The organism is Pseudoalteromonas sp. APC 3224, from assembly GCF_030407535.1.
Lineage (GTDB): Bacteria > Pseudomonadota > Gammaproteobacteria > Enterobacterales > Alteromonadaceae > Pseudoalteromonas.
Map to the genome: position 1 here is coordinate 1 of NZ_JASDDF010000057.1, position 12,144 is coordinate 12,144.

The 12,144-nt window shown below is 39.0% G+C and carries 12 protein-coding genes and 1 riboswitch; of the genes, 8 read left to right on the top strand and 4 right to left on the bottom strand.

The window, feature by feature from the left end; genetic code table 11:
* The first annotated feature begins 184 nt into the window (after positions 1 to 184).
* A riboswitch (Lysine riboswitch) is annotated at positions 185 to 357 on the top strand.
* Positions 358 to 432: 75 nt separating this feature from the next.
* Entirely contained in the window at positions 433 to 1,824 is a 1,392-nt protein-coding gene (gene lysC / locus QL989_RS18560; protein WP_290171595.1) for a lysine-sensitive aspartokinase 3, read from the top strand.
* On the opposite strand, the gene QL989_RS18565 is transcribed toward lysC, so the two are convergent.
* Complete coding sequence (locus QL989_RS18565) at positions 1,798 to 2,556, bottom strand: 4'-phosphopantetheinyl transferase superfamily protein (RefSeq protein ID WP_290171596.1); 759 nt, start codon at positions 2,554 to 2,556, stop codon at positions 1,798 to 1,800. The genes lysC and QL989_RS18565 overlap by 27 nt on opposite strands.
* 166 nt (positions 2,557 to 2,722) lie before the next feature.
* On the opposite strand from QL989_RS18565, the gene QL989_RS18570 reads away from it, so the two are divergent.
* On the top strand, positions 2,723 to 4,045 hold the full coding sequence (locus QL989_RS18570) for a sodium-dependent transporter (RefSeq protein WP_010388666.1): 1,323 nt from the start codon (positions 2,723 to 2,725) through the stop codon (positions 4,043 to 4,045).
* 85 nt (positions 4,046 to 4,130) lie between these two features.
* Here the strand turns inward: QL989_RS18570 and QL989_RS18575 are convergent, their stop codons facing one another.
* Positions 4,131 to 5,111 carry a 2-hydroxyacid dehydrogenase gene (locus QL989_RS18575; RefSeq protein ID WP_054201085.1) on the bottom strand — a complete coding sequence of 327 codons (981 nt, stop codon included), beginning with the start codon at positions 5,109 to 5,111 and terminating at the stop codon, positions 4,131 to 4,133.
* Positions 5,112 to 5,173: 62 nt separating this feature from the next.
* Positions 5,174 to 5,713 carry a glutathione peroxidase gene (locus QL989_RS18580; RefSeq protein ID WP_109874516.1) on the bottom strand — a complete coding sequence of 180 codons (540 nt, stop codon included), beginning with the start codon at positions 5,711 to 5,713 and terminating at the stop codon, positions 5,174 to 5,176.
* A 120-nt stretch (positions 5,714 to 5,833) separates the two neighbouring features.
* Between QL989_RS18580 and QL989_RS18585 the strand changes: the two genes are divergently transcribed.
* Positions 5,834 to 6,715, top strand: a complete 882-nt coding sequence (locus QL989_RS18585; RefSeq protein ID WP_010388669.1) for an NAD(P)-dependent oxidoreductase — start codon at positions 5,834 to 5,836, stop codon at positions 6,713 to 6,715.
* Between the two features lie 213 nt (positions 6,716 to 6,928).
* Here QL989_RS18585 and sbcB read toward each other — a convergent pair whose 3' ends face one another.
* Positions 6,929 to 8,380 (bottom strand): exodeoxyribonuclease I, encoded by a 1,452-nt coding sequence (sbcB, locus tag QL989_RS18590; RefSeq protein WP_290171600.1) that lies wholly within the window; start codon positions 8,378 to 8,380, stop codon positions 6,929 to 6,931.
* 138 nt (positions 8,381 to 8,518) lie between these two features.
* Here sbcB and QL989_RS18595 point away from each other — a divergent pair, with 138 nt between their 5' ends.
* From QL989_RS18595 to QL989_RS18615, 5 genes are all read left to right on the top strand, one after another.
* A complete protein-coding gene (locus QL989_RS18595) occupies positions 8,519 to 9,745 on the top strand; it encodes a site-specific integrase (RefSeq protein ID WP_290171602.1) in 1,227 nt (408 codons plus the stop codon).
* A gap of 1 nt (position 9,746) precedes the next feature.
* Positions 9,747 to 10,289 carry a hypothetical protein gene (locus QL989_RS18600; protein WP_290171603.1) on the top strand — a complete coding sequence of 181 codons (543 nt, stop codon included), beginning with the start codon at positions 9,747 to 9,749 and terminating at the stop codon, positions 10,287 to 10,289.
* Between the two features lie 268 nt (positions 10,290 to 10,557).
* The gene (locus tag QL989_RS18605; RefSeq protein ID WP_182762403.1) at positions 10,558 to 10,752 is read left to right on the top strand and encodes a hypothetical protein; all 195 of its coding nucleotides are present in this window, start codon (positions 10,558 to 10,560) and stop codon (positions 10,750 to 10,752) included.
* Positions 10,753 to 11,208: a type II toxin-antitoxin system YhaV family toxin gene (locus QL989_RS18610; protein WP_290171606.1), complete on the top strand. Its 456-nt coding sequence runs from the start codon at positions 10,753 to 10,755 to the stop codon at positions 11,206 to 11,208. It begins immediately after the preceding gene.
* A 76-nt stretch (positions 11,209 to 11,284) separates the two neighbouring features.
* Positions 11,285 to 11,995, top strand: coding sequence for a DUF4760 domain-containing protein (locus tag QL989_RS18615; protein WP_290171607.1), 711 nt, complete (start codon positions 11,285 to 11,287; stop codon positions 11,993 to 11,995).
* The last annotated feature ends 149 nt before the right edge of the window (positions 11,996 to 12,144 follow it).

Below are 12,144 nucleotides of genomic sequence, written 5' to 3' on the forward strand. Positions count from 1 at the left end.
AATTCCCTTGGTAATTAGCGATTACGACAGAATCGCTTGGTAATTAAGATACGACAAAGTCGCTTGGTGTTAACAGTTTTATTTGATTTTATAATAAAACGACTTGACAGCTAGACGTCTAAACGATAACTTTCAAAGCCGCACTCTTAGTGCGGTTTTGTTTTATTAGCCACAGGTTAATAATACATTCAGAAGAGGTGCGATACTTAGGTACTTAATGTGAGGCAACGACAGCCTGCGACCATTAAGGAGGGAAGTACTCGCCGAGGAAAATAATGGGTCGTTACCATTGTTTTTCGGTTTATGGGGCTGAATCCTCAAAACTGTCACCAATTTAGGTGGAGAGCTTCTGGCAGTAGATTTTTCTTATCTTTATTTCCTGCCAAGTTCTTCTTGTTTTATTGCGGTTTGGATGCCGCGAAAGGAGACGAAATGACTACCCAATCAGTGCCACAAAGTTCACAGTGCACAAAATCAGATTACATTGTTGCCAAATTTGGTGGCACCAGCGTTGCTAACTTTGAGGCGATGAGCCGTTGTAGCGAAATCATTGTAAACGATAGCAGCGTTCGAATTGTTGCAGTGAGCGCCAGCGCCGGTGTAACTAATCACTTGGTGGCACTTTGCAAAGCCGATATTGATGCCGCTGAACGTCAGCAGCATGTTGACGGTGTACTTGCTATTCAGCAGGCAATTTTAACTGATCTGACCCTAGATGATGATTTAGCGCTTGGTTTTAATAACACCCTCGATGACTTCCAAACACTGGCACATCAAATACTGACAACAGAGCAGCAACACGATGAGTTACTCAGCTTTGGCGAGCGTTTATCGTCGTATTTATTTACTCAAGTATTGCGCTTAAAGGGCTTAAATTCGCAGCGTTTTGATGTTCGCCAGGTGCTTAAAACCGATAGCCAATTTGGTAAAGCCACCCCTAATGTAACCGCCACAGCGCTTGCAGCTAAAAAGCATTTAATTCCTTTACTAGATAACAATGTAATTGTTACTCAGGGCTTTATTGGCAGCGATGAAAACAATGTAACCACCACACTGGGTCGCGGTGGCTCTGATTACAGTGCCGCCTTGTTAGCTGAAGCAATTAACGCTAAAAGTGTGCATATTTGGACCGACGTAGTGGGGATTTTTAGCACCGATCCGCGTTTGTGTGTAAAAGCCACACCTATTGCGCGTTTAAGCTTTGATGAAGCGGCAGAAATGGCCACTTTTGGCGCTAAAGTGCTGCATCCGGCTACAATTTTGCCAGCCAGTCGTAGCCATATAAATGTGTTTGTTGGCTCAAGCACAGAGCCAGAGCGTGGTGGCACCTGGATTGAACGTGAAAAATCGCAGCTACCTGGTATTCGTGCGGTCACGCAACGTAAAAACCAAATATTATTAACCCTTAAAAGCCCAGAAATGCTGTTAGCGAGTGGTTTTTTAGCGCGTATTTTTACTATTTTAAGTGAATGTAATATTTCGGTAGACTTGGTTACTACCTCTGAAATTAGTGTAGCTATTACCCTTGATAATGCGCCTAATGCATCACGCCCAGAGCTAGATCAAGAATGCTTAGATAAACTCGCTGAGTTTTGCCATGTTTCGGTTGAGAACAATTTAACCCTAGTAGCACTTATTGGGTCTGAAATTGTATTGCGTCAACACGAAATGAATTTAATGCAGGTGTTGAGCGAATTTAACATTCGTCTTATTTGCCATGGTGCGAGTAAACACAACCTGTGCTTTTTAGTTGAGCAAAGTGAGTCTGATGCTGTGGTTCAAGCTATTCATAGCCGACTACTTGAAGGCGAGCTTGCTGCTTAACGCTTTCAATGAGATAAATGAGCACCGCCAGTCGGTGCTTTTTTTTGCCACAACGCTTATATCAAACTGCTCGTTTACATCATTTGTTAATGTGGTGCTGGTTGCACTTAGTTGCCTGTTGCCAAGCTCACAAAATACATTAGGGCTTAATAGCTGGGCAATAGGGCGGCTGGTTGCTTTTGCTAATGCTTCTTTTAAAGTCCAAAGTCTGAAAAATGTCGCCGCTTTAGCAGCTGTGCACGGTTGCTTAGTTATAAGTGCCACTTCTGCAGCATCATAAAAGTGCTTTGCGAGTTTTTCAAATGGTCGTTTTAAACTGATTTTTTCAATATCAAAACCAAATAGCGAATTATTAATATTTAGGGCCACGCCTACCAAACCATGAGAGTGTGACACACAGCAACTATAAACCTGGTTGTTATTTATATTTACCTCAAGCTTACTGGTTTGTTGATTAAATTCAGAGCTGATTTTATCAAGCGTTATATTACTGCTGCTAGGTAATACACTTTTGACTAAATATTTTAGTAACAGCCGCGTTGCTACATATTCTTGCTTTGCTTGAGGCGTTTTACGACGCGCGATGACACTTAATTCAAACGGGCTTAAAAACTGTGTAAGTGTTAGCTCATCAACCTGCAATTGGCTGGCATCAAATAATAAAATGGTGAGGTTATTATTCTCAGGAAGCGGGGTGTGTAATAACTGATTGTCGAAGTAAGCTGAACTCATTATTGCTCGTTAAAAGTGAATACCGATTACATAGTTATCGTTATAAGCTGGATAGTTTGTGAGCGGTTGTTTGCTGTTATGCGCGCTAAGTACATTTTTATTACTCAGTCGCCCTTAAATATGGTTTAATTCACATTCGATAAAATAATAACAGATTTGTAGGTGTATGACACAAGTGCGTGATGGTTTTCAAAGTCGACTTGGTTTTGTATTGGCAGCAGCCGGTGCTGCGGTAGGTTTAGGCAATATATGGGGTTTTCCTACACAGGCTGCTAACCATGGTGGCGGCGCATTTTTATTGGTGTACTTTATTGTTATTTTTTTGCTAGCGCTTCCCGCGCTATACACCGAGCTGTATTTAGGCTACAAAGCCCAAGCTAATCCGGTTAAAGCCTTAGGCCAAGCATGGCAAGACCATGCGCCTAAAGTTGGCGCTGCTGCAGGTTATATAGGCTTAGCTGGCGCAATTGTCATGTTAAGCTTTTATTCAATAGTGGCAGGTTGGATGCTTTCTTACGCCATAGAGCCTATAACCACCTTTTTAGGCTTGCAGAGCTTAAGTGAGTTTTTACATAGCGACTCTATGCTACGTAATTTTATATTTACGCCACTGATGCTTATTTTAACCGCCAGTATTATTTTAAAGGGGGTTAAATCAGGAATTGAAACCTGGTCGCGCCGTTTAATGCCATTATTACTTGTTTTACTCGTTGGCCTAATTGCTTACATTGCTACCTTAGAGGGTGCCAGCGAAGGGTTTGCGGCCTATTTAGTGCCTGACTTTAGTAAAATACTCGATCCCGATTTAATTATTGCCGCAATGGGGCAAGCGTTTTTCTCATTATCACTGGGTGTGGGCTGTATGATGATTTATGGCTCTTATTTAAAGCCCGGTGCTAACTTACCAAAATTGACTGCAAGTGTTGCGTTACTCGACACCAGCGTGGCATTTTTAGCTGGACTATTAATTATACCGGCTATATATGTGGCGCAGTTCAATGGCGTTGAAGTATTTAGCAACGGCAAGCTAATTGGTGAAGGGCAGCTTATTTTTGCCATATTACCTGAGTTATTTGGCACCATGGGTGAAATTGGTTTATTGGTTGGCTTACTATTTTTTGTATTGATGTCGATTGCTTCAGTTACATCAACCATTTCATCGACTGAAATTCCTGTGGCTTTTTTAGTAGAAAACCACAGTGTTGATAGAACCAAAGCTACATGGGCCGTTAGCGCCATTGTATTTGTTTGTGCCAGTACTATTATTGTTAATTTTGATTGGCTATTTGGTTTGGTTATTATGGTATTTACCCAATACCAACTCCCGTTGATGGGACTGTTTTATTTTATTACAGTGGGCTGGTTATGGCAGCGTGGTAATAAGCTTCATCAAGCAAGTTCTGGTGCACATTATTGGTTTGCTCAGTACATTCGTTTTGTCTGCCCAGTGCTAATGACCTTAGTATTTGCAAACGTTGCGTTTGGCTAGAATACAACAACAACTCATGTGTTATTGATAACAAAAAAAGCGAACACTATATTTTGTTCGCTTTTTTGCTTTTTGTTTAGCCGCGCTATAGCACTTCGTTTGTTAAGCTATTTCCTTGAGTAACCTCAAATGCATTTTGTAAGGTGATATTGGCAATTTCTGTAAGCGCTTCTTGAGTAAAAAAGCCTTGATGGCCGGTGATCAATACATTTTTAAAGCTCACCAAGCGAGAGAAAATATCGTCTTGGTTTATATCGTCACTGTGGTTTTTAAAAAACAGCTCTGATTCTTGCTCGTACACATCAAGCCCTAAATAACCTAGTTTTTGTGATTTAAGTGCCTTAATACAAGCTTTACTATTAACCAATGCACCGCGCGAGGTGTTTATTAGCATAACTCCTGTTTTCATCGCTGCAAATGCGTCATCGTCTATTAAATGATGGGTGTGCTCGTTTAACGGGCAATGCAAAGAAATGATATCGCTTTGTGTAAGCAGGGTGTTTAAATCAGTAATTGTGTAATTACCAGCTTGTGCATTAGGATCGCATACTAAAATGTGAGCGCCAAAACCGGTTAATATATTACACAATGCTTGGCCAATTTTACCGCAGCCAATAATACCCACCGTTTTATTATGCAAGTTAAAGCCAAGTAAGCCGTTCAAGTCAAAATTGTCTTCACGTACGCGGTTATAAGCTTTATGGGTTTTACGGCTAAGCGTAAGCATAAGTGCAATACAATGTTCTGCGACTGCCTCAGGGCTGTAAGCCGGAACGCGCAGAACACGCATACCATGCTGTTTAGCAGCGGCTAAATCTACATTATTAAAACCCGCACAGCGCAGTAAAATGGTGTTAACCCCAAATATAGCCAGTTGCTCAATAACCGCTTTATCTACCGAATCGTTTACAAATACGCATACAGCATCAAATTCTTTAGCTAAAACCGCAGTGTGCATCGATAAACTTTGCTCAAAATAGGTAATAGCGATGTTAGAAAAGCCAGTTAAGCTTTGTTCGAAAAAAGGGCGCTCGTATTTTTGAGCACTAAAAAAAGCAATCTTCATTTATTACAATCCAACTAATCTAGTTACATCAACCATAAACCATTTTTATTATACATGCCTTATCACTTTAATATTGCTGTGGTATTAAAACGACTATTTGCTGTTTTTATAATCGGTGTTGCCTCTAAACTACTTCTAATTACACTATGAAGTGACTCCGGTTTAGTGCGCGGCGCATAACGTGCAATTAGTTGTCCTTGGGCATTAACTAAAAACTTAGTGAAGTTCCACTTTATTGCACGGTTTTGTGCAATTCCACGCGTATGTGATTTTAAATAACTAAACAAGGGGTGAGTATCGGGGCCATTCACCATAACCTTATCAAATACTTCAAAATTAATCGCAAAGTGTTTTTGATAGTAGTCTTTAATTGCCATACCCTCTAATGGTTCGTTTTTATCAAACTGATTACATGGAAAGGCCAGAATAGTAAACCCATCGCTTTTGTATTGTTGGTATAGCTTTTCAAGCGCACATAATTGCGCCGAAAAATGACATTTGCTTGCTGTATTTACAATAAGAACCGTTTTTCCTTTTAACTGGCTCAAAGGAAAATCACTGTTATTACAAAGTAGTGCGTTAAATTGATAAATGCTATCCATAGATTACCTACCTAATTTCCTTATGCGGGAAATTTTAAAAGACTTTCATTCGCTTTTTTAGCGGCCGATTGACATAATCGAGCTTATGTTTCTAAGTTATCAGTTAAATAGGTCATTTTTATGTCAGTTAAAATTGCATTTATAGGTTTAGGCGTAATGGGTTACCCAATGGCGGGGCATTTAGCAAAAGCAGGGCACAGCGTATGTGTTTATAACCGCACAGCAGCTAAAGCACAAAAATGGGTCGAAGATTTTAACGGCAGCTTTGCACCTACTCCGCGTGAAGCCGCAAGCGGTGCCGATATGGTATTTATGTGTGTTGGCAATGACGACGACTTACGTTCAGTGGTATACGGCAATGACGGTGTGCTAGCAGGCATGCACGAAAACACAATTTTAATTGACCACACAACTACCTCAGCAGAAGTGGCACGTGAAGTTGCGGCAAAAGCGGCTTTACAGCATATCGACTTTATTGATGCGCCAGTATCGGGCGGCCAAGCTGGTGCTGAAAATGGGGTGTTAACCGTAATGGCGGGTGGTAACGAAGCGGTATTTGCTAAAGCACAACCTATCATGGCGGCATTTAGCCGTTTTAGTCAGCTTTTAGGCGAAGCGGGCTCAGGGCAATTATGTAAAATGGTTAACCAAATTTGTATTGCAGGTGTAGTGCAAGGATTAGCTGAGGGCTTACATTTTGCTAAACAAGCAGGGCTTGATGGCGAAAAAGTAATAGAAACCATTTCTAAAGGCGCTGCTGGTTCGTGGCAAATGGAAAACCGTTACAAAACAATGTGGGCAGGTGAGTACGAATTTGGTTTTGCTGTAGATTGGATGCGCAAAGATTTAGGCATTGCCCTTGATGAAGCTAAAAATAATGGTGCAACGCTGCCAATGACTGCAACGGTCGATCAATACTACGCCGATGTGCAGGCTCTTGGTGGCGGCAGGTACGATACCTCAAGCTTATTAGCGCGTATTGAAGCACTACATAAAAAGTAATGTAATTGGTAAAAGTAAACTGTTCACAAAGAGGCTAAGAGGCGCTGCGCTTTTAGAGAAAGTGATACACATAAAAAATGAATGTTGGTTTTATGTTTTCTCATTTACCTCTCTTGTTGAGATAGTTTTTTGGTTTTTTACCTAGTAACAAAAAACGCGACACTTTTTTGCTAAAGGGTCGCGTTTTTTATGCGTTATATAAACTACAGTAAATTACATGCTTTGCGCGTAGTTATATAAGGCTTTTAAAATTGTTAGATTTTTTTCGCTGTCATCATGTTCATGCGCTAAGTTTTCAAGGGTGATCATAAAATCTTGTGCGCTGATTGACGGTTGATCTTCGCCATGCATTAACTTGCTTTGGCAATATTGACGCCATTGATCAAGCTCTTGCTGGTTGAGCGTTTGCGGCCAATTTCGGGCGCGGTACCTAAATAGCAAAGTATTAAATTTAGGATCTTCAAATTCAAGTTTTAAACTTGCTAAGTCTTCGGGCTTTGCATCACGAATAATCGCAAATTTAGCTTTATCAGCATGGCTAGTAAAGCCATCATATAATAAGTAATCTACGTTCGTGGTCGCGCTGTAATCGCCTTGCTCATTAAATACCTCAGTGACTTTATCACGTAGCTCGGTATTGGCTTTTAAAATGGCTAAATTAGTCAAGCATTGTTCACGGTCAATACCCAAGCGAGCAGCGTTTTCAGGCAGTAGCGTTTTAGCAGGTGCTAAAATAGGGCACTTGTTTAAATGCACCAATTTTAAACCTACGGGTAAATCACCCTCCGCTAAATCTATACGTTTGGTGTATAAGCGCTTGCGTAATTGCTCTACATTTAAATCAAGTAATACCTGCGGGTTTTGGGTTAAATCAAAACAAATAACTGCGTTTTTATTTACCGGGTGAAAACTCATTGGTGCCACCCAAGTGGTACAGCCTTGGGTTGCTGGAATGCGAGACGAAGTGTGCACTAATGGGGTCATATTAAACACATCAACCATTTCAGCGAGTGCTTTTTTACCGCGAAGACTAAAAAAGAACTGATACAGCTTAGGCTGCTTCTCTTTAATTAGTTTGGCCAAGGCAATGGTGGCCGTTACATCACTTAATGCGTCGTGCGCAGCGGCATGTTCGATGCCATTAGCTACGGTTAAATGCTCAAGCTTAAAACTAGGACTGCCATCCTCTTTTAGCGGCCACTCAATGCCCTCAGGGCGCAGCGCATAGCAGGCACGCACTAAATCTATGATATCCCAACGGCTGTTATTGTTTTTATATTCACGCTCGTACGGGTCGTAAAAGTTACGATAAAAGCTATATCGGCTTACTTCATCATCAAAGCGAATACTGTTATAACCAGCTACACAGGTATTGGGTACGCTAAATTCTGCATGAATTTTAGCAATAAATTCAGCCTCAACTAAGCCTTTTTGCATCGCCACTTGTGGGGTAATACCGGTAATTAAACACGCTTCAGGATGGGGTAAATAATCCGCTTGTGGCTTACAGTACTCAATAAGCGGCTCGCCAATAATATTTAAATCAAGATCGGTGCGCACACCGGCAAACTGACTCGGCTTATCCTTTTGCGGGCTTGCTCCCCAGGTTTCGTAGTCGTGCCAATAGATTGTTGCTTGGTTTTCGTAGTATGTAGGTTCGCTCATTCTGTATCTTAGCCCTTTTTTTATGCGGGTTTTAACTGCGCTTTTATTTGTTGTTGTATCTTTGGCTATATTGTAATCCGCGCATTGTGTGTATAGTATCGTGTATAATTTTTTTGCTAACTGTGTATAAAAAATTAAATGGCGATCAGTGACACCAAATTAAGAAAGCTGCTAGGTAAAAATCAAACACCGTGCGTATTATCGCATAGAGATAGTTTAAGTGTAAGGGTATCTGCTAAGGGCACAATTACATGGCAATATCGTTGCCGTGTTGATACTAAGCAGGTAATTATCACGCTAGGGCGTTATCCAGGGCTAAGTATTAAAGAAGCACAAGACTACATACCTCTGTTTCAAAATTGGTTAAGCCAAAATAAAGACCCACGCCTAGAACTCAAGCTTATGCGTAACAATGCCAAGGGATTACCCACAATGGCAGATATTGCAGCAAAGTGGTTAGATAAAAAAGTACCCGACCTAAAAGAAAAAACTCAAACTTTATACACAAACCAAGTTAGCAAATGGATTGTGCCAATTCTTAATGATGAAAACATGCCACTTGATTTAATGACCATTAAAGATTGGATAACCTACTTTGATGACGTAAAAAAATTAGGTAGCGCAAAAACAGCCGGCACAATATTAGTACGCATAAAATCAATAATAGGATGGGCTGAAAAACGCGGTGAAGTAAAACCATTTAACCCCGTACTAACTCTAAATATAAACGATGTTGGCGAACAAGCATCGGTAGGCCAGCGAGTAATGCGCTTTGATGAAATTGCAAAACTATGGATTCAAATTGAAAGCTCAAAAGCTACACCCGCAACTAAAGCATGCCTTCAGCTAATTTATATAACAGGGGCTAGGCAATCAGAGGTTCGTTTAGCCAAGTGGGAACATTTCGATTTTGAAAACAACATTTGGACGGTACCACCCGAAAACTCAAAAACAAATAAAGCCATTCGCAGGCCAATATCAACCAAGATGAAAAGCATTTTAAATACGCTTGCAATGGTATACGGCCGTAATGGATATTTAATACCAGGTAGCAATCCACACAAAGCAATGACCACCCATAGTATTAATCGCTATTGCTGTCGAATGTGGGATCACCTATTTGAAAAATACAAAATACCCAAGTTCCTACCGCACGATGCCCGTCGTTCTTTATCTACATTGCTCAGTGAAAATGGCGTAGCACCACATGTAACGGAAAAAATGTTAGGCCATACAATGCGAGGAGTAATGGCTGTATATAACAAACATGATTGGATAAAAGAACAGGCAGAAGGGTATGAGTTATATTGTCAGCTTGTTGATGATGCTATCTTAGAAACACTGAACAAAAAAGGGCAAAATTAAAATGGAAGAAAGCAAAGAAATCATTAAATTTGTTTTTGATTGGAGCACATTTATTGCGTGCTTAGCGTTTTTTGTTGCTGTGCATCAAGCTTGGATTAGCCGTAAGCATAATAAGTTATCCGTTCAACCATTAATCTATGATTTTATGGAGGAGGGTGATAAATGGTTCACATACTCAATCAGAAATAAAGGTCATGGCGTGGCTAAAATTGAGTCTTTTAAATACCACTGGGCAGGTCAAGAAATAACTGACGAAGAGCTAAGAAATAAAGTAAACCCATATATTAAACATAAAGATCATTTTAAAATAACTAATCTTGGCAGTGCTTTCGGCATGTCAAATGACGAAACATTTAAATTGATAGATTTAACAGTAGTTTCTGACGGAATAAGCGATATACCAACAGATAGGTTTAAAAAGATAATTAATCTAATTGTTACTAATTGCAGGGTGGAAATTAAATATAAATCATTATACAACGAAGAGTTTTCATTCGAGACCAGTACATCAGCTATTGATTTGAGTCTATATAAAGTGGAATAAAATTAGCAGGGGAAATACATAGCTCATCAAATATTGAATGGAATCATAAACTGACCTTTGATGTGTACAGTTATCACCGTTGTCTCTTGTAGCCTCCTAGTGTCTCTTGCTGTTTTGTGAGCCAATATGCTACTATTTGGTTGTGGGTACAATTAATGACACCCAGAGATTTGGTTGTGGGTACAGTTAATGGGCTCCCAACAATGTAATTAATAGGCTTTTTATTAAACTAAAATGGCTTTTATTTATAGCTAAGAATGGAGCTGTAATGAAAAATAAAGTTATCCAATTAAGCGAAGTAAAAAAAGAGAATGCAGCAACAGAGCAGTTCTTAAATTTACTCGATGCAGACATTGAAGCAGGAAATGTAAAAAAAATTCCTGACTCTGTATTTGATCGTATCGCAGCAATCAAGCACAAAGCACTTGTTGCACGTCAAAATAACGAATTAATAGAGATGTAAATGTACTGGGAAAAATATTGGCATACCGTATTCGAACAAAGATACACGGAAGTATTAAATCAGGTCGAACGCGAAGCCAAAAAAGACCCAGAACACTTTTACGAATCTGCAATCTACAAATTATTTGAATGTGTTACAGATTGCATAGAAAATCGCATATTTGTAGATCCTCAAGCACCAGCTTTTATACTGGGCAATACATTAGGTAAAAGTAACCGTGATTGGCGAAGAGCCAAAAAGGGCATGCCTAATCGATATCGTTTGTTTTTTAAGTTTTCGAGTACAAATAAAACAATAGTTCTTGCTTGGTTTAATGACCAATCAACGCTTCGTAAAGATGGTAGTAAAACGGATGTTTATGAAGTTTTCAAAAAAATGCTATTAAAAGGGGCAATACCCAGTAGTATTGAAGAGCTGATAGAGCAGTCAACAGAGTTTAATAAACAAGCCCGCTAATAGCGGGTTTTTTGTTACTTCGTTGCTTATCTATTATTTATAAAATAAATATTGTTCGGATGGAAGAATAATAAAGATGCTTAAATCTGTTTTACACATAAATATAGGCTTTTTAATAGGGGTTGCTGTTACATCTTTGTTTTATGTAGGCATGCCAATAATTATAAATGAAAAGTTTTATCCTTTTGCATCAGCAATTGCTGTAGTTTTTTCTGCGGTGCTTGCTTTTACTTCAGCATTTTATACGTTACGAATTAATAGTAATAAAGCAATAGAAAAAAATACTATAGAGGCTATTGAAAATGGTAAAGGTAAGATAGGTGCTGAATTTCTATTTATTACAAGTTACTTGCAAAAGCATCAATTATGCGAACATGAGGCTTTGAGTGAATTGGCCCAACGTTATACTGAATATGAAGAAATAGCTGGAATAACAAAGACTTTAAATGAGCTTGAAAGTATATGTAGTAATGCATTATCTGGATATTATGATTGGAATATAATTGTAAAAAATAGGGGCGCAACAATTATAAGCGTCTGGGAAAAGCTGAAGCCTTACCTAGAGGAGCGTAGAAGAATACATAAAGCATTAATTTCAAAAGATTACCCCACATTAAAACACGACAAATTTTTACCATTCCACTCTATAGAAAAAGCATATGATCATTTGAGAAAAGATCCATATAATAATCGAAAAGAAGCAAAACTTTTAGCTTTAGCGTCTTTATGCTTACTTATACCTTGTTCACCAGCCCTAATAGCTATTTATTTTAATTTATTTATGTAGATTTTTTTTAACAGTAACTTACATAATATATTTCTCATAAAACAAGTTACTAGACCATCTAAGAAATTAAAAAACTAGAATTGTATTGCATGCATTAAATAGGTAAGTAAATATTGGGGCATAAAGCCCCAATATTCTTTATTGTTTTA